This is a genomic window from Neobacillus massiliamazoniensis (genome assembly GCF_001048695.1).
GTDB classification, from domain to species: domain Bacteria; phylum Bacillota; class Bacilli; order Bacillales; family Cytobacillaceae; genus Neobacillus; species Neobacillus massiliamazoniensis.
Map to the genome: position 1 here is coordinate 1,243,639 of NZ_CVRB01000001.1, position 23,592 is coordinate 1,267,230.

16 protein-coding genes are annotated in these 23,592 nt (G+C 39.4%); all 16 read left to right on the forward strand.

Features of this window, described 5'->3' with window-relative positions:
• Position 1 precedes the first annotated feature (1 nt).
• The 16 genes from BN1082_RS05945 (at position 2) to lacC (ending at position 23,578) form a co-directional block, all read left to right on the forward strand.
• The gene (locus tag BN1082_RS05945) at positions 2 to 892 is read left to right on the forward strand and encodes a carbohydrate ABC transporter permease (RefSeq protein ID WP_090632134.1); all 891 of its coding nucleotides are present in this window, start codon (positions 2 to 4) and stop codon (positions 890 to 892) included.
• 15 nt (positions 893 to 907) lie between these two features.
• Positions 908 to 1,789 carry a carbohydrate ABC transporter permease gene (locus BN1082_RS05950; protein WP_090632138.1) on the forward strand — a complete coding sequence of 294 codons (882 nt, stop codon included), beginning with the start codon at positions 908 to 910 and terminating at the stop codon, positions 1,787 to 1,789.
• Positions 1,790 to 1,826: 37 nt separating this feature from the next.
• The gene (gene gnpA, locus BN1082_RS05955) at positions 1,827 to 3,998 is read left to right on the forward strand and encodes a 1,3-beta-galactosyl-N-acetylhexosamine phosphorylase (protein WP_090632140.1); all 2,172 of its coding nucleotides are present in this window, start codon (positions 1,827 to 1,829) and stop codon (positions 3,996 to 3,998) included.
• Positions 3,988 to 4,158 (forward strand): DUF6903 family protein, encoded by a 171-nt coding sequence (locus BN1082_RS27335; RefSeq protein ID WP_176699663.1) that lies wholly within the window; start codon positions 3,988 to 3,990, stop codon positions 4,156 to 4,158. The genes gnpA and BN1082_RS27335 overlap by 11 nt, the downstream gene beginning before the upstream one ends.
• A gap of 512 nt (positions 4,159 to 4,670) precedes the next feature.
• Positions 4,671 to 9,260: an endo-alpha-N-acetylgalactosaminidase family protein gene (locus tag BN1082_RS05960; RefSeq protein WP_425412130.1), complete on the forward strand. Its 4,590-nt coding sequence runs from the start codon at positions 4,671 to 4,673 to the stop codon at positions 9,258 to 9,260.
• A gap of 544 nt (positions 9,261 to 9,804) precedes the next feature.
• Positions 9,805 to 12,348: a beta-galactosidase gene (locus BN1082_RS05965; RefSeq protein WP_090632145.1), complete on the forward strand. Its 2,544-nt coding sequence runs from the start codon at positions 9,805 to 9,807 to the stop codon at positions 12,346 to 12,348.
• 126 nt (positions 12,349 to 12,474) lie between these two features.
• On the forward strand, positions 12,475 to 13,206 hold the full coding sequence (locus tag BN1082_RS05970) for a GntR family transcriptional regulator (protein ID WP_090632148.1): 732 nt from the start codon (positions 12,475 to 12,477) through the stop codon (positions 13,204 to 13,206).
• A gap of 164 nt (positions 13,207 to 13,370) precedes the next feature.
• Positions 13,371 to 14,411, forward strand: a complete 1,041-nt coding sequence (locus BN1082_RS05975; RefSeq protein WP_090632150.1) for a LacI family DNA-binding transcriptional regulator — start codon at positions 13,371 to 13,373, stop codon at positions 14,409 to 14,411.
• Positions 14,412 to 14,498: 87 nt separating this feature from the next.
• On the forward strand, positions 14,499 to 15,773 hold the full coding sequence (locus tag BN1082_RS05980) for a Gfo/Idh/MocA family protein (RefSeq protein ID WP_090632153.1): 1,275 nt from the start codon (positions 14,499 to 14,501) through the stop codon (positions 15,771 to 15,773).
• Between the two features lie 204 nt (positions 15,774 to 15,977).
• Complete coding sequence (locus BN1082_RS05985) at positions 15,978 to 17,225, forward strand: ABC transporter substrate-binding protein (protein WP_090632156.1); 1,248 nt, start codon at positions 15,978 to 15,980, stop codon at positions 17,223 to 17,225.
• A 122-nt stretch (positions 17,226 to 17,347) separates the two neighbouring features.
• Positions 17,348 to 18,235, forward strand: a complete 888-nt coding sequence (locus tag BN1082_RS05990; RefSeq protein ID WP_176699705.1) for a carbohydrate ABC transporter permease — start codon at positions 17,348 to 17,350, stop codon at positions 18,233 to 18,235.
• Between the two features lie 88 nt (positions 18,236 to 18,323).
• Positions 18,324 to 19,082 (forward strand): carbohydrate ABC transporter permease, encoded by a 759-nt coding sequence (locus tag BN1082_RS05995; protein WP_245640351.1) that lies wholly within the window; start codon positions 18,324 to 18,326, stop codon positions 19,080 to 19,082.
• A gap of 246 nt (positions 19,083 to 19,328) precedes the next feature.
• On the forward strand, positions 19,329 to 20,231 hold the full coding sequence (locus BN1082_RS06000) for an ROK family protein (protein WP_090632164.1): 903 nt from the start codon (positions 19,329 to 19,331) through the stop codon (positions 20,229 to 20,231).
• A 24-nt stretch (positions 20,232 to 20,255) separates the two neighbouring features.
• Positions 20,256 to 21,422 carry an SIS domain-containing protein gene (locus tag BN1082_RS06005; RefSeq protein ID WP_090632166.1) on the forward strand — a complete coding sequence of 389 codons (1,167 nt, stop codon included), beginning with the start codon at positions 20,256 to 20,258 and terminating at the stop codon, positions 21,420 to 21,422.
• Positions 21,423 to 21,467: 45 nt separating this feature from the next.
• On the forward strand, positions 21,468 to 22,646 hold the full coding sequence (gene nagA / locus BN1082_RS06010; RefSeq protein WP_090633192.1) for an N-acetylglucosamine-6-phosphate deacetylase: 1,179 nt from the start codon (positions 21,468 to 21,470) through the stop codon (positions 22,644 to 22,646).
• A complete protein-coding gene (gene lacC / locus BN1082_RS06015; protein ID WP_090632169.1) occupies positions 22,643 to 23,578 on the forward strand; it encodes a tagatose-6-phosphate kinase in 936 nt (311 codons plus the stop codon). Before nagA ends, lacC begins: the two co-directional genes overlap by 4 nt.
• Positions 23,579 to 23,592: the final 14 nt, after the last annotated feature.

The window sequence follows — 23,592 nt, forward strand, 5'->3', positions numbered from 1 at the left end:
AGTGAATAAAACAACAGCAAAGAGAATTTTTATATTTGTTTGTACGGCACCCGCACTGGTTTTGTTAACCATTTTTATGATTGTACCGACAGTCCAAGTATTTCGGATGTCTTTGTATAAATGGGGTGGATTTACAAATAATAAAGTGTTTGTTGGTTTCGATAACTTTAGGAAGCTATGGGATGATATGAATTTCATCCGGTCACTGCAAAATAGTATTCTACTAATTGTTCTGGTTACCATTATTACGATGGTGATAGCCATATTATTTGCCGCGATATTATCAAGAGAGAATATGAAAGGAAATAGTTTTTTTCGAGTAATCTTTTACATTCCTAATATCTTATCAATTGTAGTTATTGCTGGTATCTTTTCTGCTGTTTATGATCCTAAGGCAGGTTTGTTAAATAGTTTGCTCGGTTTGGTCCAATTAAAAGGTCTTCAACAGTTATGGCTTGGAAATCAACAAATTGCCATCTACAGTATTGGCGGGGCTCTTGTTTGGCAAGCAATTGGTTATTATATGGTTATGTATATGTCTAGTATGGCCAGTATACCAGAAAGTTTCTATGAAGCTTCTTCATTGGAAGGGGCCGGACGAATTAGACAGTTTTTTAGTATTACATTGCCGTTGATTTGGCAAAACATCCGTACCACTTTAACATTCTTTATTATCAGTACGATCAATCTAAGTTTTCTCCTCGTACAGGCAATGACTGGAGGCGGACCGGATGGTTCGACTGAGGTGTTTTTAAGTTACATGTATAAACAAGCTTACACCAATTCTTCTTATGGGTACGGTATGGCTATTGGCGTGGTAGTCTTCTTATTCTCATTCGCATTATCAGCTGTTATCAGTTTTGTCACCAAAAGGGAAGTGCTGGAGTATTAAGGGGGTCCATGAAATATGAAAGAGCAAAAAAGCATGAGCGCCGAAAAGCTTTATCGTTTATTTGTTTATATTGCGTTAATCACATTGGCAATTTCGATCATTATTCCCGTAGGCTGGGTTTTCCTTGCATCTATTAAACAGAACTCGGAGTTTTACGGAAGTCCTTGGACCATGCCTAGAGGTTTTTACTTTCAAAACTTCATCGATGCGTTTGAGAAGGCAAACATGGGAACCTACATGTTAAATTCTCTCTTCGTTACTGCCCTGGCTCTGTTAATTTTGTTGGTGGTTGCCTTGCCGGCAGCCTACGTACTTGCAAGATACACCTTTAGGGGCAGCAAATTAATCAATTTACTTTTTAAAGCCGGATTATTTATTAATGTGAACTATATTGTTGTTCCAATTTTTCTTATGCTGTTAGATAGTGACAAGTTCTTAACCGAACAATTTGGAAAAGGATTCTTATTGGACAATTTATTCGTACTTGCTGTCGTTTATGCAGCAACAGCGCTGCCGTTTACGATCTATTTGTTATCTAGTTATTTCCAATCGCTTCCGTCAACATATGAAGAGGCTGCATTAGTGGACGGTGCCGGTTATTTCAAAACCATGATTAGAATCATGATTCCGATGGCACGGCCGAGCATTATTACCATCATTTTATTTAACTTCCTGGCATTTTGGAATGAATACATCATTGCATTAACTTTGATTCCAGGTCCAAATAAAACTCTGCCTGTAGGATTGATGAACTTAATGGCAGCGCAGAAATCAGCCGCGAATTACGGTCAAATGTATGCTGGGATGGTACTTGTCATGCTGCCAACTTTAATTTTATATATTTTGGTTCAAAAGAAAATAACACAAGGGATGACTCTTGGTGGATTAAAAGACTAGTAGATTTACACTGTTACCCATATTGGAGGATTTTTACATGGATAAGAAAAAAGGACATGTTACGCTGCCTAGTGAAGCGAATTTTCTGAATGAAACGAAGGAATTGATGGAGCGCTGGGGAGCGGATGCCATTCGCGATAGCGACGGCACAAAGCTTGATAATGAAATTAAGCAGTTAGATGCAAAAATCTATACAACCTACTTTGTTGCTCGCGGACACAATGATTTTGCCGAGAAACATATGGAGGAATGCCAACAACTGTATTTGATGAGCCAATTCAATACAGCACTCGAGGAAACACTGGAAATTGATTTCATGAAAGGGTATTTTGAGGAACAATTAAAGCCTGATTATATCCATGACCCAAAGAAATATTGGGAAGTGATCGATCGAACCACGGGTAAAGTTGTCGATTATCATTTTTGGGAAATTAACCAAGAGCTAAATCGTATCATAATTAATAAAGTAATTCCATGGCATGAGTACACCGTTTCTTTCTTGGTTTATGCTATTTGGGATCCGACTCAAATGTATAATCATATTACCAACAATTGGGGAGATAAACCGCATGACATACCATTTGATGTGCGGCAGCCATATTCCAATGAATATATGAAGAACTTACTAATACAATGGTTGAAAGATAATCCGGAAACGGATGTTGTACGATTTACGACGCTCTTCTACCATTTCACACTTGTGTTCAATAACTTAGGAAAAGAGAAGTTTGTCGACTGGTTCGGTTATGGGGCAAGTGTATCAGTAGCCGCTTTGGAAGCTTTCGAACAAAAGAAAGGCTATCGTTTAAGACCTGAAGACATCGTAGATAAAGGCTATTACAATACATCGTTCCGGGTTCCGTCTAAAGCGTTTTTGGACTACATGGATTTTGTTCAAAAGTTTGTGGCGAAAGAAGCGAAGAAGCTAGTTGATATTGTGCATGAAAGTGGTAAGGAAGCGATGATGTTCCTTGGTGATAATTGGATTGGCACCGAACCTTACGGCCAATATTTTGAAGAAATCGGATTAGATGCAGTTGTTGGCAGTGTTGGCGGCGGAGCAACCTTAAGAATGATTGCCGACATCCCGCATGTTCGTTACACTGAAGGAAGATTCTTGCCATATTTCTTCCCTGATACATTTTATGAGGGAAACAACCCCGTGATTGAAGCAAATGAAAACTGGCTGACAGCCCGAAGAGCTATTCTAAGGAACCCTGTAGATCGGATTGGTTATGGCGGTTATTTAAGCCTTGCTTATAAATTTCCGGAGTTTGTTGACTATATTGAAACGGTCACTGATGAATTTCGTGAAATTTATCACACAATTAAAGGAATCCAACCGTATACAGGCCTTAAAGTTGCCATTTTGAACTCATGGGGGAAATTAAGGACTTGGCAAACACATATGGTGGCACATGCCTTGTGGTATAAACAAATATATTCTTATTTAGGTGTATTGGAATCATTAAGTGGCGCTGCTGTTGAGGTTGAGTTTATCAGTTTCGATGATGTTATTCACCATGGAGTTCCGGAAGATATTGATGTCATGATTAATGCCGGTGATGCCGGAACTGCTTTTTCTGGCGGAGAGAACTGGATGAGCGAAGTACTTCTCACTAAAATTAGAGCATGGGTATATAATGGAGGGGGCTTTATCGGGATTGGAGAACCGACTGCCTATCATCATGAAGGACGTTATTTTCAATTAGCTCAAGTATTAGGGGTTGATAAAGAACTTGGGTTTAGTTTATCAACTGATAAATACTTTACAACTTCTGTCGATCATCATTTTATTTCTGAGGATAGCAAAGAGTTTGATTTTGGAGAAGGAATGAAAAATATTTTCGCATTATCAGATGAGACTGAAATTATCGAGTTCTCTAATGGAGAAGTCCACTTGTCCAGCCATGATTTTGGAAAAGGCAGGGGCGTCTATTTAGCGGGTCTTCCATATAGTGCTGAAAATACACGCCTGTTAATCCGCGCAATGTATTATGCTGCCCATAAAGAAGATGAGTTTTATAAATGGCATGTCGATAATATCCAATGTGAAGTTCATGCTTACCCGGAAATTCAGAAAATGGCTATTGTCAATAATTCCATGCAGGAACAGACAACGCTCGTCTACGACGGAATCGGTAACAGAAAAGAAGTAACCTTGGCACCAAGCGAAATTCGCTGGGAGGTCTACTCGAATGAATCGTAGCTCTTTTATGATTGTTATAAAATTGATTGTGTTTATCCTTTGTATTTCTTTAATCATTATGGGGAAAAACGAAGGGAGCAAAATTAATTTAGCAATTATGTTAATTGGATTAGTGGGACTTCTTTGGTTACTCTATGACTATAACCGGAAGTATATTTAGAAAAAAGAAAGTAAAACTTTATGATGGGTTCGATCCTTTCTATTAAAGTTTTACTTTTTAAAAGAGACAGCAAGGTCATGGTATGACAAGACTTCAAGCAAAAAAAGGATTTTAATATTCCATGGAATAACAAGAAAAAACCGGGCAGATTATCCATTCTGTCCGGTTTTTTTCTATGCTCATTTTACTAAAGGTAAAGATATAGGTTATAAAAGAAGAATTATTAATGGGTTTGAGTAAAATTCGTGGGAAAGCAATATTTCTAAAATTTTAGACAATATTTCGATTGTGTAAGCGCTTTTAAAAAAGTAGGCTAGAAGTGTCACTTATACTAGTTTTTGGGTGTTATGGGGATAGGAGGGGAATATCGTATATAAAAAGTTAAGTTCCAAAGTCTAAATAAAATCTCCCATTCTAGTAGAAGGTACTTTTTTTTACATTTTAGATTCAGAGGAGGAGATCACTTGGGTAGTCAACGTTTCAAGAGGTTCTATCATACTCTCTTTGCATTAATGTTAATCTTGCCAACATTTTTGACAGGAATCGTACCTCCGCTAAGTGCAAAGGCACAAGAAAATAACCCTTGGATAACCATTTCCAATGGAGGAAATGAAATTAATCAAATTGTCGATAAAGATGGTAAGAAATATGTAAGGTTTGGAACAGGCGCTGGCAATGATAATGGTGCAAAAGCGGCTATTTTCCAAGAAAAAGATGCAGCAGCAAAACAATCCGGCACAATGGAGTATACCTTTATTCCGGAAACGGCAGGTGCAACCACTAGATTTGGTTTCTATCCTCACTATAAAGACCCTAATAACTTTGTGTTTGTAGGCTATGACTTAAGTGGCTGGTTCTACGAATACAAATATCAAGGTAATGGTGAATGGCTGCAGAATAGACCAAAAGTTGCATTACCGGATATGGGAACTGAACATACCATTAAGATTGAATATGACCAAACCCATCTCAGTGTGACATTAGACGGAAAAGATTTATTTGGTCAGGTTACCTTATCTGATAAAGTCAATAATCTGTTTGATGGAAAGGAAGCAGTTAAGCTTGGCCAATATGGTAATGAAAACAGCCAAGTGTTAATTGAAATGAAGAACACTTCTGTGGAACCGCCAGTAGATCCTCCAGTAGATCCGGGTACCCCAAGCGGCGTGGACATTACGAATTCTTCCTTGAAAGATGGTGATTTTAGCATTCTATCAGGGAATGGAACTGTAACATATAATGCCGATGGTTCCGCAACATTCAACGTTACTTCTACGGCAAAGAATCGTATTGTCTACAATGCGCCAAAAATAAAAAATGGAGTTTTTGAAGCAGATATTACCCCTAGTACGGACAGCATGAATCGTTTTGGTTTACTTTACCGTGTTCAAGATGCATCTGCATACACATATGTTGGAACAGGTGACACAAATAATCAGTATTTTGGGGAGATTTTTGGACCTAAAAATACTTGGACATCCATGACAACGGGTAAAGCGTTACAGGCCAATAAAACGTACCATTTAAGTGTTAAGGTTATTGATGATTCGGCAACTTTGTATATTGATGGAGAGAAGATCACTTCCTGGACGCTTTCAGGCGGCGTTGACCAAGCAGGGTTATTTGGATTTGAAAAGAGCCGTGGTGCAGCGAGTATTAAAATTGCCAACATCAAAATAAAAGAAATCGTTCCGCCAAAAGCGCCGGATACTCCGCCGGTATTGGATTCATTAAAATCCAACTACATGGATGTTACAATCGACCAAGTATTCCCGCGTGTCGTTCAATACAAAGTGGGCAATAAAGTCATGCTTGGGCAGGAAACACCGGTTTATGGTTTGAAGGTAAATGGTCTTCTTTACTACCCAAATGTTACATTTAAAAAGATTAGCAGTAGCGAAGCAGAGTATACGCTTAAAGTTGTCGATGCATTAGAAAAACTGAATGCTACTTTCAAAGTTTCATTGAAAGTGAATGACAACAAGGTCATTTATAGTTTTGATCAAGTTTCCAATGCGGATTCAGCGAAAATTGAGACAGTTGAATTTGCAGATATGAATTTTATCTCTGTCAACTCGAGCCAGCTAAATGCAAAGGCTAGATTTGCCAATCTTAGCAGCAATACAACCAAACCCGGTGATGTTGATGTAACAGTCGATAACAATATGGGTAATGTCGGATCTAAAGCCAATTATTATGTTGGGTTCCTGTCAAATAATGAATTGAGTGCCGGAGTATGGTCCAGTTCAGAAGTTAATGGTTACGGTAACTTGATTGCAAGCCGTTACCAAAATAAAGATGGGGCGAAGGCATTAGGAATTGGTTCAAACGCCCTCTATTATCAAAGAGATTTCATGCCAAACCCGCAATTCTCTAAACCAACAATTAAAGTGGCTATTGCTGAAGATTTGAATAATGACCAACAAGTGGACTGGCAGGATGGAGCAATCGCTTATCGTGACATTATGCAGCCTATTAAAGGTTCAGAAAATGTGAACAATCTGGTCGGCTACCGCATTTCCATGAATTTTGGTTCTCAAGTACAGCAGCCATTCTTAAAAACATTGGATAATGTTAAAAAGGTAGCGCTTGCTACGGATGGATTAGGACAATCTGTCCTGTTAAAAGGATACGCAAACGAAGGGCATGACAGTGCACACCCTGACTATGGTAATGTAGGTGAGCGAATGGGCGGCGAAATGGATTTAAATACCCTGATTAATGAAGGGCACAAGTATAATACAGAATTTGGTGTCCATATCAATGCCCAAGAAGCTTATCCGGAAGCTAAAGCTTTTAATGAAGACTTGATCGAAGGTCCAAACTCTAAAGGCTGGGGATGGCTAGATCAGTCATATGTAATTAATAAAATAAAAGATTTGGCTTCAGGAACGCGTGCAGCAAGACTTGATCAATTGAAAAAAGCAGCTCCCGGTCTTGATTTCATTTATTTAGATGTATGGTATCAAGATCAATGGGAATCTGACAGAATAGCAGAGCAGTTGATGGATAGAGGCTGGAGAGTATCGACTGAGTTTGGTACGTCAATGGCAAACTATTCAACATGGCAGCACTGGGCAACCGATAAGAACTACGGAGGAGCGGCAAGCAAAGGAATCAACTCGGAAGTTCTTCGTTTCATTGAAAACCACGAGAGAGATTCTTGGGTATTAAATAATCCGGCATTTGGCGGCACTGCCGACAATCCATTGCTTGGCGGATTTGAACTAGCCGGTTTTGAAGGATGGCAATCGGATAAGAATTTTGATAACTTTATTCGAACTACATTCGATACAAACCTGCCGACTAAATTCTTGCAAAAGTATTATGTAACAAATTGGACGGATGTCGCTGGTGACAAAACCAAGACAAACGTGGAAAAAGAAATTAAATTAAAGGATCCGAGCAATGGCGATGTTGTCGTTGTAACTAGAAAGGATAACTCCAGAGAACATGTCATTACACTTAATGGAAATAAAATACTTGATGGACATGCTTATCTGATTCCATGGGTAGAGCAAGATTTTAAAAATCCAACACCTGATTCGAAAAAGCTTTATCATTGGAACTTAACTGGCGGCACCACCACTTGGACACTTCCAAATGAATACGCAGGTGCATCTAAGGTTTATGTATACAAGTTAACAGATCAAGGCCGAAAAGACATGAAGGAAGTTAAAGTCGTTAATAATCAAGTGACATTAACAGCTGATGCAGCAACTCCATATGTTGTTGTACCTGTTCAAAATAACAGTTTGAAAATTACAGATTGGAGCAAGGGTAACCATGTCTATGACTCCGGATTCAATTCAGGTACAGTAAAGGATCAAAATACTGCTGTTTCTGGTGATTCTAAGGCAGTAAATGTCATAAGAACAAGCCAAACCGACAGTTCCCGCAATTTAAGCAGCGGAGACTACTACTTAAATATCGACAGCCCGTCACATAAGACAAAGGTCACTCGTACCCTCACTGATTTAGTGCCGGGTAAAGACTATGTAGCGGAGGTATATGTTGAAAATAACAGTGATGTAAAGGCGTCAATTTCCGTTACTGGCGGCACAAAAGACGTCAGCAATTACACGCTGCGCACCCTACAAAAGAACTATGTAAAAGCAGATTCACACGCTTCTAACGATGGTTACAACAGTAAAATGCAAATCATGCAGGTGAGCTTTACGGCTAAATCTGATAAAGCTAAATTAACACTTAGCCGTGAGGCGGGAGAAGGGAATACTAAATTTGATGACATTCGGATCGTTCAAAAGACCGTAAACAATTTTGTCTCACCAAAAGTGTTTGTTCAGGATTTTGAATCTGTCGTACAAGGAATTTACCCATTCGTAATTGGAAACACAGAAGGTGTGGAAGATAACAGGATCCATTTGTCTGAAAAACACGCTCCATATACCCAAAAAGGATGGGCAGGCAAAAAGCTGGTGGATGATGTCATCGATGGAAACTGGTCCGTTAAAGTAAATACCGGAGAGCCTGGTTTACTTTATCGTACCATTCCTCAAAATTTCCATTTTGAACCTGGAAAAACGTATAAAGTATCCTTTGATTATCAAACAACTGACAATGCGTATCGCTTCATTTCTGGGGATCAAGCGATTGATGTTCAGGATATTGCTGATGTAAAAGGATTAAGTGTGAATCAAACTCTTTCTACATCAACTGATACAAAAACGGCAGAGTTTACAGTTAAAGGTTCTGATAATGGTCAAACCTATATTGGAATCTTTAGTGATGGCACTGATTTAAATGGAGATACCGGTGCGGGGACATTTATTTTGGACAATCTCCGTATTGAGGAAATGACTCCAAGTCTGACCGTTAAGAACGCAACTATATTAACAGGGAATGCATTGGATTTAACATCGCTGATCACTGAAGCGAAAGACTCCAAAGGAAATGATGTAACAAGTGCTGTTGTCATTGATAATGGAGGCTTTGATGCCAATAAGCCTGGCACATACACGATTACCTTCACACTAAAAGTGGATGGATTTAATCCTGTCGTGCAAACTGCTTCTGTGAAAGTAAAAGGAAACAAGATGAACAAAAACCCTTTTAGCAGTCGGGACAATGATGATGATTAGAAGAAAACTTAAAGCTTAATGATTTTTATACAATAGTAAACTCCCGAAAACTGCAGCGTTGATTCAGTTTTCGGGTAGTTTCCTATTTTTAAAGACTCCTCCTCTTGGTTTACCGTTTTTCCACTTGATTCAGATGTTGCTATAAAACATCTATAAAATAAATCCAACTGATGTACCGTAAGATCCTATTGTCATTTCCATCTGTCTGTTCCTCCTTTTGATTTTGATCCATTTAAACTCAAAAGATGAAAGAAATGTATATTTTTATTATTTTATAGGCTATTTTTTTCTGGACTTTTACATTAGGATTTACGCTTTTCGAAAATATATGTGGAGCATCCTTTTCATATGGTTAATACTAGGGCGGTCTATGACATTTGGGGATTAGATGGAAAGGGTGGTAATACAGCGAACTTGGACCTTTAGTAGTTTATATGATCATAGATTATTTTGACCTGATTGGATAATGAAGTTATTTGCGTAAACGAGTATTTCTACTGTAACGAGTGAGGATCACAACCGTATTTTAAAAGGGGGTGTTTAAATGATTACATATGATCGAAAAAGCTGGAAAATTAATCATCAAAGAATCTTTGTTCTCTCTGCTGCAATTCATTATTTCCGTCTGCCAAGAGCAGAGTGGAATGAGGTGTTAGAGAAGGCGAAAGCGGGCGGCTGTAATACAGTTGAAACTTATATTCCTTGGAATTTTCATGAAATGAATGAAGGAGAATGGGATTTTAGCGGCGATAAAGATTTGGCTCATTTTTTACAATTATGTGCTGAAAAAAATCTCTATGTGATTGCTAGGCCTGGTCCCTATATTTGTGCCGAATGGGACTTTGGCGGGTTTCCATGGTGGCTTTCTACAAAAGAAGGCATCAAGTATCGCTCGGCAGACCCTGTCTTCTTACATTATGTTGATCAATATTTTGATCAGGTAATACCGATGATTCGGGAATATCAATTGACGAATAACGGCACTGTCATTATGGTTCAGGTGGAAAATGAATTCCAGGCGTACGGAAAGCCTGATAAAAAGTATATGGAATATTTGCGGGACGGCATGCATGCCAGAGGAATTGAAGTACCGCTTGTTACTTGTTATGGTGCGGTAGAAGGGGCTGTGGAGTTTCTCAATTTTTGGTCGCATTCCGGGCATGCGGCAAAGGTTTTGGATGAACGTTTTTATGACCAGCCAAAAGGGGTTATGGAATTTTGGATTGGCTGGTTTGAACAATGGGGAGGCAATAAAGCCGATCAAAAAACACCACATCAGCTTGAATACGAATGTTTTCAGCTTTTAAGCAATGGGTTTACGGTAATCAATTACTATATGTATTTTGGTGGAACCAATTTTGATCACTGGGCCGGAAGAACAGTAGGTGAACAGACTTTTATAACGACATCCTATGATTATGATGCTGCGCTTAATGAATACTTGCAACCGACCGAAAAATATTCCGTGCTATCGCGGTTCCATTCTTTTGTAAAATGGCTGGAACCCCTTCTCACTGAATCAGATCAGCTCAACGTAAACATGACGCTGCCAAGCAATGTAACAGCCAACAGAATTGTCAGCCCGGACGGGGAAATCCTCTTTATTAAGAATGGTAGAAATGAACGTGTTCAAGCCCTTCTTACCTATGAAGGACAGAGTATTCCATATACAGTGGAAGCTCACTCAATCCTTCCGGTTGTCCGCAATGTCAATATAGGCGAGCTTTTTACAATAAAAATGCTAACAGCCTATACAACAGGATTCAACACAGAAGAAGCCGTGATTTATCATGAAACCGGGCAGCGGTCTTCGTTCATGGTTAAGCTTCATAAAGAGGCTACTATTGTTTGCCCGCTTCCTAACCGATATCAATTCCTTGGTAACAATACTTATCATTTTCATCTTTTCCATGGGAATGAGCTGCAATCCATTCAGCTGGAATTTAAGGATGGAACGGTCTATATGATACAAATTGCTGACAAACAGACATTGGATCACGAAGCGGCACATCATAAAATGAAAGTGCACTCGGAATCACTTAAATGGGAAACAGCAGATGAAAATTTGGACTTTTTGCAGGGCAATGTAAAAGTGACCAGGAAACCGCTTGATTTTAGTTCTTTTGGCCAGTTTAGCGGTTACCTGGGTTATGAAAGTGAGTTTTATTTCGGGCAAACAGGAGTAAAAACGATTGTATTTCCAAGAATAGAGGACCCTGTTACTGTACATTACAATGGCAAATTTATTGGGAAACTAGATAAATTGGGAGCTGATTCGCTTGAGGTTCCTGTCATAAAAGGAATTAATAAACTTACGTGTCTTGTTCAAAATATGGGCAGATATAATTATTCTCAGGCAATGGGTGAACCGAAGGGAATAAGTGAAGCTCCTGCATTGAATGGAAAGCATTTCTCATTATTGGGAGAATGGCAGGTAGAAGGTACTGGCCGAAAGCATCATTTATCGCAAATTCCAAAAATCGAAGGGCGAATTGCTTTTTTACGAAGCTTCACGAATACTGACTATAACCGGGCGATGTTAGTGGGAGAAGGTGTTTCCCGCGTCAAGGTCAATGGGAAGCCTGTGAAAATAGTCATGGAAAATCAAACTGCCTGGTCAAGAGAATGTGCGGTTTTCGGGGTAGCAGATCTCAGCGATACGTTAATGAATGGTGAGAATGTCTTAGATTTAGATGTGCAGAATGTATCCAGTATACGCCGTTTTGATCTATATTTGTTTCATGAACATGAGCAAATTTTCGATTGGAAAATGAAATCATGCGCACAGCTTGATGAGAAAAAGGATTGGACGATTTTTAGCAAAGAGAGCACTAAAACGGTTTTTCCGCGCTGGTATCGAAGTCACTTTTCGTGGTCACATGATGACGGATCGGTCATAAAGGTTCGTTTCAACAATATGAGCAAGGGCTGCTTTTGGGTCAATGGCCAATGTCTGGGCCGATACTGGAACATAGGGCCGCAGGAAGATTATAAAATCCCTGCTTCCATTTTAAGAGAACGCAATGAACTCATTATTTTTGATGAAGAGGGCTTTTTGCCTGATAAAGTAACGATTCATTCCTTTTAAATAGAGTAGATAAATAGGATATAGAGGGTATTCTAGTTAAAAACTATCTTGTTGGGTTGAACGTACAAGTAAAGCTGATATACTTTAAACTAAGAATTAAGTTTGGTTTGGAGGAAGTTTTATCAAATGAAACCATTACAGCAAAATAGCGTGATCCCTCTTTATCACCAATTAATGGAGAGGCTCAAGGAATCGATTGAAAAAGAAAATTGGAAGCCAGGCGACAAAATTCCATCGGAAAATCAGTTAATGGACGAATTTGGCGTCAGCCGTAACACCGCAAAAAAGGCAATTGAGGAGCTGGTACAAGAAGGGATTCTTTACCGAATCCAAGGAAAAGGAACCTTTGTGGCAAAACCAAAATTGCAGCAGTCATTAATGGGTTTTTACAGCTTTAGCAAAGTATTAAAAGAAAACGGATTAAATCCAAAGGACATCATTTTGAAAATAGAAGAAGTAAAACCCTCTAAAAAAATTATAGATGCACTTCAGTTAGATGAGAACGAAAATGTTATTGAAGTGAAACGCCTTCGTTGTGCCAATAATGAGCCTTATATTTTAGAATCATCTTTCATTCCCAAAAGTGTTGTTACCGACATGGAACAACTAAAAAAAGTGGGTGAAATTTCATTATATGATTTATTCGCACGGCAATTTAATGTCGTAGTATCCAAGGCGAAAGAAGCTTTTGAACCTGTACTTATACGTGCTGATGAAAGTGGATATCTGCAAACGAAAGAAGGCCGTCCGGCATTATTGCTTGAACGTATTGCCTATGATGCTGCAGAACGCCCTGTTGAATTTTGCATATCGATTGTCCGTGGTGATCGGTGCCGCTTTTATACGGAACTTACGTAATTTTTGACTCATAGAGTTTGTCTATGGGTTTTGATCACAATTAACATATACCAACAACCCGTTGATGGGTAATATATTCGTTGACAGAAAATTATCAATGGTGCTATAGTTAAGATAATTTAATTGATAAATGTGGTAGGTAAAAGTTTTGAGGTGTATTGGTAGTGGCAAGATTAAAAGATATTGCTGAATATGTAGGCGTTTCCATCTCAACAGTATCAAGGGTTATTCAAAATGACCAAACGCGAAATGTGAATCAGGAAACGAAAAATAAAATATGGCAAGCTGTTAAGGAGTTAGGCTACATCCCAAACCAGCATGCCCGTAATTTAGTGAATAATAAGCAAACGAAAACAAGAACAATGAAAATTGGCTGGGTAGCCAATCCAACAAAGGCAGAGATTAATCCTTACTTTGATAAAATCTATACAGGTATTCGTGACACTCTGACAAATCACGATTTTACCTTAATTACAATTACCAAGGATGAGCTTGAAAATGAGACATTGCTTTTAAAGACAATTCATGATTTAGGGATTGAAGGGCTAATTCTCATTGACAGAATTGATGATAGTCTCATTGAATATATTCAGCAAACGGTTCCTCTTGTAGGATTGGATTTTTTCTATACAGACAAAAATATAGCTGTTGTTGATTATAACCGTGAGGCAGCGATTAAAATGGTAGTTCAGCATTTAATCTCCCAAGGCCATTATGAAATTGGATTTATTGGGGGAGGTATTAATGAAACTTTTGAAGACTTGCATGCTGAGAATCGGTTTAAAGGCTATCAATCAGCTATGAAAGAAGCAGGGCTTTCCATCCGGCCTGAATGGGTCATCAATACAAAGTGGAGAATGGAAAGCAGTTATGAGGAAATGAATCAGCTTCTTAAAAGAGACAGAGAGCATTTGCCTACTGCCATGGTTTGTGCCAGTGACTTGATGGCTCTCGCTGCCATGAGGGCTGTGATTGAAAATAATCTCAGAATTCCAGAGGACATTGTCTTTTTTGGAGTGGATAATCTTGAGATGAGTAAATATTCATCGCCGCCGTTATCAACGGTTGAAATTCCGAAATATGAAATGGGAAAAATGGCAGCAAAAACCATTATGGATATGGTGGAGGAAAAAATTACTCTTCCGGTTAAGCTTATTTTACCGTTTGAATTAGTCATTCGGGAATCATCAAAAAAACGAACCTAAGCGGTTCCTTTTTTATCAGCTGTTGGAAAACGTTTGGATAAAATCAGGAAAATTTTCCGATTGAGAAAAATGAGAGGAGAAATGTAGATGAAAACGATGACAGCAATCTTAATTGGAGCAGGTGACAGAGGTGCAAGAGCTTACGCACCATATGCCTTGGCCTATCCGAATGAATTAAGGATTGTCGCAGTGGCAGAGCCTGGATTAGAAAGAAGGGAGAAAATTCAACAAAGTCATGGTATTCCTGAAGAAAATTGTTATGAATCCTGGGAAGAGATTTTAAATCTTGGTCAAAAAATTGCTGACATTGCTATTATTTGTACGCTTGACCAAGATCATTTTAAACCAACGATGAGAGCTTTAGAGGCTGGCTATCATGTTTTGTTGGAAAAACCAATGTCCCCAAAACCAGTTGAATGTATTGCGATGGAACAGGCAGCAAGAAAATATAATCGACAGCTGACCATTTGCCATGTACTACGTTATACAGAATTTTGGTCCACGATAAAAAAGGTGATTGCCAAAGGGGATATTGGTGAGGTTGTATCATTGCAGCTTAATGAAAATGTAGAAGTCATGCATATGTCTCACAGCTTCGTTCGCGGTAATTGGAATAATAAGGAGAAGTCAAGTCCGATGATTCTACAGAAATCCTGTCATGATATGGATATTATTTCATTTGTAATCGGAAAGGAATGTAAGCGCATTAGTTCATATGGTTCGCTGATGCATTTTAAAGAGGAAAATGCCCCTGAAGGAGCGCCGCAAAGATGTTTAGATGGCTGTCCTGCCGAACGGGAATGCCCATTCCACGCAGGTAGATATTATCTTGGTGAAGGAAGAGGCTGGGCTAAAAAATTTACAGAAGATGATACGAATGAAGGCATCATTAAAGCATTACAGGAAACACCATACGGAAAATGTGTTTACCACTCAGATAATAATGTTGTTGATCATCAGGTTGTCAACATGGAATTCGAAGCTGGAGCAACCGCAACTTTTAGCATGTGCGGTTTCACAAGGGAGCAAACAAGAATCGTCCAAATTATGGGAACAAAAGGAGAAATCCGCGGAAATATGGAGGAAAATAGTATTTCAATTTTTGATTTCCTTACGAAGCATGAAACCGTCATTAAATTTGACAACCCAGTTGGCGGCCATGGCGGCGGCGATACCGGAATCATGAGAACCTTCCTTCGAGAAATTCAAGTTGGAAATAATGGAGATAGTGTTTCTTCCGCTTCTGCTTCCGTAAGAAGCCATCTAATGGCATTTGCTGCAGAGGATTCAAGGTTAAACAAGGGACAATCCATTACCATCGATGAGTATTATCAAAGTTTGCTAGACAATAGCAACAAGTAAGAACACATCCTTTATTAAAGTGAGATCCATAAATTAAATCCTTTGTGAAAGCGCTATTATAGGAGGTGGTGAACTTAAATTAATTCATATTTGAAACATTATCATTATTCATTTGAAGAAAAGCTCCAGCTCCTTAGTTTTGAGAAAAATATTCTGATTTTTTGAAATTTATTAATTTTTTTACGTCAAGGAAGGGGAAGAATAATGAAAAAATGGCTAATTACGCTTATTGCTGTTGTTTTAGGATTACTAGGGCTTGCTGGCTGCAGTAGTGATTCAGCTTCTAGTGATTCAAAAGATAGTAAGGTTGAAATTACCTATGGAATTTGGGATAAGAAACAACTACCTGCTATTAATGAGATTATAAAATTATTTAACGAGAAGTATCCAAACATCACAGTAAAAACGGAGCTTACTCCTTATGGTCAATATTTCCAAAAACTTGAAACGGCAGCAACGGGTAGTGCTTTGCCTGATGTTCTTTGGATGAATGGGGCACATGTTGTTCAATATGCGAAAGGAAAGGTCATCCTTCCTTTAAGCGACATGGCGAAAAAAGATAACTACAGCTTAGATAATTATCCTAAATCATTAATTGATCTTTATACGGTTGATGGAAAAGTTTATGGAATTCCAAAAGATTACGATACAACAGGCTTATGGTACAACAAAAAAATCTTTGATGATGCAGGCGTGCCTTATCCTGATCAAACTTGGGATTGGAATAAATTAAAAGAAGTTGCAAAAAAACTGACAAACAAAGACAAAGGCATTTGGGGCTATGCTGCTGTAATGGGGAATCAAGGCGGATATTATGATTTAATTTGGCAAAATGGTGGATATATCATTTCCAAAGATGGAAAATCGGTCGGTTTCGATAAACCTGAAGCAATAGAGGCACTAAACTACAATATTAGCTTCATAAAAGAAGGATTGTCACCAACACAAGCACAAATGACAGAAACAGCAGCTTCTGAATTATTCTCTTCAGGTAAAGTTGCGATGATGTTCGATGGCCCTTGGATGGTTCCTGAATATAAGAATAATCCAGATTTAAATGTTGCTGTCGTACCAAAGGGTAAAAAACGTGCAGTAGCAATTCACGGGTTATCCAATGTGATTGCTGCCAATACCAAACATAAGGATGCTGCATGGAAGTTCGTCCAGTTCCTAGGCTCTAAAGATGCTGCCGAGGTGTATGCGAAAACCGGAACAGTCATTCCTGCATATAACGGTACACAAGATGCTTGGGTAAAATCTGTTCCAAATCTCAACCTTCAAGCCTTTATTGATGGTGCCCAATACTCTGTACCACTTCCAAGTGTGAAAAACACAGGGGAAATTTGGCAATATGAAACAGATATCTTGAAAAAAGCATGGAGCCAAGAAGAAAGTGTTGAGGATGCTGTAAAAGAGTTAACGAAAAAAGCTAATGAGGCGCTATCTAAGTAGTAGTAAAAAAGAAGAGAAGAATCTATTTCTTCTCTTCCATTTCCTTAAAGGGAGGGAATAGTGTGAAAGAAGTTCCTCTACAGTCCGAAGTAAAGGTATCAAAAAAATTCAAGGTTTCAAGCTTGGCAAAGACAAGGAAACGATCCGATTATCTCTGGGCTTATTTAATGATTGCCCCGACCATGTTAGGGTTATTTATTTTCTACTTATGGCCCATTATCCAAACCTTTTATTACAGTTTTACCGAATGGGGCGCATTTGGGCAGTATGAATGGACTGGCTTATCCAATTATAAGCAGATGCTTCATGATGCTGACCTTCTGAAATCCTTTAAAAACACAGCTATTTATATTATTTTTACTGTGCCAATTGGAATTTTCCTTTCCATTATTATTGCAGTTCTCTTAAATCAAAATATTAAAGGGAAATCTATTTATCGAACATTATACTTTTTACCTGTTATTACTATGCCGGCTGCCATCGCAATGGTATGGAAATGGCTTTATAACGCTGATTACGGATTGCTTAATTATCTTTTATCCTTAATTGGTATTAAAGGACCACACTGGGTATCGGATCCAAAAATTGCCCTTTATTCCATTATTATTGTCGCAATTTGGAGTGGAATCGGCTATAACATGGTCATCTTCCTCTCCGGGCTGCAAGGGATTCCGAAAATGTATTATGAGGCTGCAGAAATTGATGGAGCGGGTCCAATCAAGGTGTTCTTTAAAATTACGCTTCCACTGCTCTCTCCAGTTATTTTCTTTGTTTCAATCATGTCTCTTATCGGGGCATTTCAAGTGTTTGACTTAATTTTTATGATGATTGGAAAAGGGAGCACAGCGTTAGAAAGTACACAGTCGATTGTGTATTTATTTTATCAGCATGCCTTTGTATTAAACGACAAAGGGTATGCAGCAGCCATTGCTGTACTTTTGTTAATTGTGATCTTGATTATTACGGCAATTCAAATGGTCTTACAGAAAAAGTGGGTTCATTATGACTAAAGGAGTGTAGCCATTGGAAAGAGAGAAACGGCTTGTAATAAGTAAATCATTTCTGATCCATTTCATCCTGATTATAGGGGCGGTAGCAATGGTTTTACCTTTTATATGGATGATTCTCACCTCGTTAAAAACTTATGCTGAGTCCATTCATGTCCCACCCGTATTGATTCCAAAAGAATTCCAATGGGGAAATTATAAAGAGGTATTTGGATTGCTGCCATTTTTCAAATTTATGTGTAATACCCTGATTATTACGATATTACGTACTGTTGGCCAATTGTTTTTTTGTTCGTTAGCTGCTTATGCCTTTGCTAGGATTGAATTCCCCGGAAGAAACCTCCTGTTCTTATTGGCGTTAATGGTATTAATGGTACCGGGACAAGTGTTTTTACTGCCGCAATATATGATTATGGTGAAATTAGGCTGGCTGAATTCATTGCAGGCCGTGGTTGTTCCGGGTTTGTTTAGTGCATTCGGAACCTTCCTCTTAAGGCAATTCTTTATGGGGCTTCCAAAGGAACTAGAGGAGGCGGCCCGGCTTGACGGCTGTAACCATTTTAAAATTTATTGGAGAATTATGTTGCCGCTTGCCAAACCAGGTTTAATCGCACTAGGGATTTTTACTACTCTTTGGAGCTGGAATGAATTGATGTGGCCGATGATTGTCAATAGTTCTACGGAATCTATGACCCTTTCAGTGGGATTGTCTTCACTTCAAGGCCAATATTTGACCAACTACCCGATCCTTATGGCAGGTTCCTTCTTAGCAATTCTTCCTATGCTGATCCTATTTATCTTCCTGCAGAAACAATTTATTGAAGGGATTGCCGTTACGGGGGGAAAATAGAAACAAATTGCATGATGTTAGAAACTGCATTATGAAATGTTTTGATTTGTTGGGTTGACCCTACAAGTTATCATGTTATAATAGAATTACTTAGTTAATAAACTCATAGAATTCAGTCTATGAGTTTTTTATCCACTTAACTTATACCAACAACCCAACCTTATATAGCTGTTTATTTGTGAAAATCCCAAAAAATGTTATTTGAATACCCGGTCGATTCAATCTTGAATAGGGGAGTGTAGGAGCATGAAAAAGGCCATTGGCATTGATATTGGCGGAACGAAAATTGCGGCGGCTGTCATTTCAGAAACAGGGGATTTGCTAAATCGCTTAGTGATAGAAAGTGATCCTTCGGACAGAGAAAAGATGTTTAATAGAGTGGTAATGGCGTTGGAACAAGTTCTTAAAGATTCCTCCTATACGGTTACCGACATGGAAGGTATTGGTGTTGGTGTACCTGGAAAGGTGGATCGTGAACAAGGGATTGCAGTTTTTCAAAATAATTTACCATGGGCCAAGTTTCCCCTTAGTGCCCGTTTACGGGAACAATTTGGGCTTCAGAGGATCATGATAGATAACGATGTTTACATGGCGGCTTTTGCTGAGTGGAGAGCAGCTGGGGCAAAAAAAGATGAAACGTTCGTCTACGTCACGATTAGTACCGGCATTTCCTGTTCGATTATTCATAACGGTTCATTTTTTCGAGGAGCCGGATTTGCCGGAGAGCTCGGCTTGATCCCTATATTTTCGAATGCGGATAAGAAATTGGAGCGGCTTGAAAAAGTGTCTGCCGGACCGGCAATCGAAAAATTCGTACGGAAGGAATTGCAGGTGGCGAATCTATCGACGAAGGATGTCTTTGAACGCTTTCAAGACGGAGTACGTGAGTATCAGCCTATCATCGATGAGGTAACAGACAATTGGGTCCAGGCTCTCTATTCCATTTCCTGTTTACTAGACCCGCATAAAGTGGTATTTGGCGGAAGTGTGATCGCCAACAACCCCTTTTTGCTTGACATCATAAAAGAAAAATTAAAAATATACATGATTCCTGAACAGCAGCATCTCCTAAACCACATGTCGATTAGTCATCTTAAGCAGAATAATGGCGTCGTTGGTGCAGGATTGCGGGTATTCGAAAGGAACTAAAAAATCATAAGAGGAGTGCTACAAATGTTTACATTAAGTCAGGATCAATTAATGCCGTTAGGAGCCTCGACTACAACAGCTGAAATAAAACAACAGCCTGAAATTTGGGGCGAAGCATTTACATTATATGCTGAGAAGCGTAACAACATAGAGGCATTTTTAAAAAATTTGACAGAAAGGCATCATCGCATCCGGGTTATTTTTACAGGGGCTGGAACTTCTGCTTATGTCGGTGATACTGTTACTCCTTATTTAAAGGAAAAAGTGGATGAGAATCAGTGGGATTTGATGAGTGTACCGACCACGGCAATCGTATCCAACCCTTATCAATTCTTAAAAGCAGACATTCCGACATTATTAATCTCTTTTGCAAGAAGCGGAAACAGCCCTGAAAGTGTTGCATCTGTCGAGCTAGCGGAACAGATCGTAACAAATCTTTATCAAATCACCATTACCTGCTCTAAGGATGGGAAATTGGCACAACGGGCAAAGGGAGATGAACATAACCTCTTATTATTGATGCCTGAAAGGTCTAACGATCAAGGCTTTGCGATGACGGGAAGCTATACTTGCATGACCCTAACTGCACTGCTCATTTTTGACTCATTATCAATAGAAGAAAAAGGCTGCATTGTCGAAACGGTGCGCCGCATGGGTCAAAGTGTTATTAGCAAAGAAGCTGATATTGCGAACATGATTTCTTCTGATTTTGAAAGAATTATCTATCTTGGCTCAGGAGGCTTTGAGGGATTGGCAAGAGAGGCACAATTAAAAATATTGGAATTAACTGCCGGTAAAATTGCTACATCTTTTGATTCATCACTCGGATTCCGCCATGGTCCTAAATCATTTGTGAATGAAAAAGCAGTCGTGTTTTTGTTTGTTTCCAACCACCCATACACACGCCGGTACGATCTAGATATGTTAAATGAATTGAAACAGGATCAAATCGCGAGCTTCATATGTGCGATTGCAGTAGATGGGGATATGAATTATGGCGGTGATACGTTCTTATTCGACAGTGACGCACTTACCGTACCAGATGCTTATTTATCCCTTCCGTTTGTCATGTTTGGACAAACAATTGCTCTGCTGGCTTCGGTTAAGGTCGGAAATATACCGGATACTCCGTCACCAAGCGGAACGGTGAATCGGGTCGTTAAAGGTGTAACAATCCACAAATATAAGTAAATGAAAGGGAATGTTGGGTTCCTTTTTCTTAACAGAGGTGCAGATATGGAACAATTTGTGTGTGCAGACCGTTTTTTTCTTGAGGATGGTGTGGCAGGCCCTGGTTATTTGCAAATTAAAGACGGAAAATTCGGTTCTTTTTACGTGACGTTGCCTTCAGAAACAGCGTATGTCATCAATCATGCGGGAAAATGGATTGCTCCAGGTTTAGTTGATACCCACATTCATGGCTTTAAAAATCATGATGTTATGGACAACAGCTTTGAGGGATTGAAGGCGATTTCTGAAGGACTGCTTTCGTGCGGTGTGACATCATTTTTACCTACTACGCTAACTTCTTCACCAGAGGTGTTGAACGAAGTTGTGGAGATGATTGGCGAAAATTATAAAAAGGTTCAGGGTTCCAAAATAAAAGGGATCTTTTTAGAAGGGCCATTTTTTACGGAAAAACACAAAGGGGCCCAAAACACAAAGTATTTTTGTGATCCCTCTATCGAAATGCTGGATGAGTGGCAGCAGTATTCCAAGCACTTTATTAAAAAAATTGCTCTTGCTCCTGAAAGAAATGGTGTAGGTGATTTTATTGAGCATGCCGTTAACAATCGAGTAACGGTGGCGCTGGCCCATAGTGATGCTACATACTCTGAGGCGAAAGAGGCAGTTGCGAAGGGTGCTTCGATTTTTGTGCACACGTTTAATGGGATGAGCGGGCTTCATCATCGTGAGCCTGGAATGGTCGGTGCTGCGATGAACCTGCCGGAAGTGTTTGCAGAAATTATTTGTGACGGGCACCATGTCCATCCTGCTGCAGCTAAGGTGTTAATGAATGCTCGCGGCAGAAAGGAGACGGTCCTCGTGACTGATTGCATGATGGCAGGAGGCATGCCGGAAGGCCGCTACCAACTGGGGGAATTTCCCGTTGAAGTAAGAAATGGAGCGGCTCGATTGGAGAGCGGAAGTTTAGCGGGAAGTATTTTGCAATTAAATGAAGCTGTCAAAAATGTTGTCGATTGGGGAATTGCGACTCCGGAGGAAGCCATTTATATGGCAAGCACGGCATCTGCGAAAAGCATTGGCATCGATGGAGAATGTGGAATGATTGCAACCGGTTATGATGCTGATTTTATCGTATTGACTCCTGAGCTTGATTTAACGGCCACGTATCTTGATGGTGTTTGCCGGCATCAAGCAAAAGCCCATTCCGGGAAAGGGGGAGTACGATGATTTTAGCAGTTACGATGAATCCATCTGTTGATATTTCCTATCCCATTCAAGATTTCAAACTGGATCAAGTGAACCGTGTGGAACATGTTCGTAAAACCGCTGGTGGTAAAGGGTTAAATGTAGCCCGCGTCATTAAGCAGATGGGCGAGGACGTTCTAGCGACAGGTTTGTTAGGCGGCGCTATTGGCGATTTCATTATTCAGGAATTAATGAAAAGTGAGATAAAACATGACTTTTTTAGAATTAATCAAGAATCAAGAAACTGTATTGCGATTCTCCATGATGGGCAGCAAACGGAAATCCTAGAATCCGGGCCGACCCTTTCGATGGAAGAAGGGGAAGCCTTTTTAGAGAAATATCGGGAACAGCTTTCGGAAGCTTCTATTGTCACCATTTCGGGCAGTTTGCCAAAAGGGCTTGACTGTGGATATTACCGGCAGATGGTCGAAATGGGCCGGGAGAAAGGGGTTCCTGTGATCGTTGATACCTCGGGAGAAGCTTTAAGACAGGTTTTGTTCCATCAAGTAAAACCTTTTGCAATTAAGCCGAATATTGACGAGCTGTCCCAGCTTCTTAACGTGAAAGTGGAGGGAAGTATAAGCAGCTTGAAGCATTTGTTATCTAATGAATTATTTCAGGGGATTGAGTGGATTGTCGTTTCGATGGGTAGGGACGGCGCTTTTGTTAAGCATGGTGAAGAATATTATCGGGTTACTATTCCTCGAATTGACGTTGTGAACCCTGTCGGCTCAGGCGATGCCACTGTTGCTGGATTAGCGGTTGCCTTGAATAGAAAGCAAACCGTTCAGGATGTTTTAAAAACCGCGATGACAACGGGTATGCTCAATACGATGGAAGCGGGAACAGGTTATATTAATTTAGCAAAATTTGGTCAGCTTTTAGAATTAGTCAAGGTTAAAAAAGTAGATTAATTGAGGTGATTTTC

Coding starts and splice junctions, on each gene's coding strand:
- BN1082_RS05950 (WP_090632138.1), top strand. CDS start 908: ATGAAAGAGCAAAAAAGCATGAGCGCCGAAAAGCTTTATCGTTTATTT.
- gnpA (WP_090632140.1), top strand. CDS start 1,827: ATGGATAAGAAAAAAGGACATGTTACGCTGCCTAGTGAAGCGAATTTT.
- BN1082_RS27335 (WP_176699663.1), top strand. CDS start 3,988: ATGAATCGTAGCTCTTTTATGATTGTTATAAAATTGATTGTGTTTATC.
- BN1082_RS05960 (WP_425412130.1), top strand. CDS start 4,671: ATGTTAATCTTGCCAACATTTTTGACAGGAATCGTACCTCCGCTAAGT.
- BN1082_RS05965 (WP_090632145.1), top strand. CDS start 9,805: ATGATTACATATGATCGAAAAAGCTGGAAAATTAATCATCAAAGAATC.
- BN1082_RS05970 (WP_090632148.1), top strand. CDS start 12,475: ATGAAACCATTACAGCAAAATAGCGTGATCCCTCTTTATCACCAATTA.
- BN1082_RS05980 (WP_090632153.1), top strand. CDS start 14,499: ATGAAAACGATGACAGCAATCTTAATTGGAGCAGGTGACAGAGGTGCA.
- BN1082_RS05985 (WP_090632156.1), top strand. CDS start 15,978: ATGAAAAAATGGCTAATTACGCTTATTGCTGTTGTTTTAGGATTACTA.
- BN1082_RS05995 (WP_245640351.1), top strand. CDS start 18,324: ATGGTTTTACCTTTTATATGGATGATTCTCACCTCGTTAAAAACTTAT.
- BN1082_RS06000 (WP_090632164.1), top strand. CDS start 19,329: ATGAAAAAGGCCATTGGCATTGATATTGGCGGAACGAAAATTGCGGCG.
- BN1082_RS06005 (WP_090632166.1), top strand. CDS start 20,256: ATGTTTACATTAAGTCAGGATCAATTAATGCCGTTAGGAGCCTCGACT.
- nagA (WP_090633192.1), top strand. CDS start 21,468: ATGGAACAATTTGTGTGTGCAGACCGTTTTTTTCTTGAGGATGGTGTG.
- lacC (WP_090632169.1), top strand. CDS start 22,643: ATGATTTTAGCAGTTACGATGAATCCATCTGTTGATATTTCCTATCCC.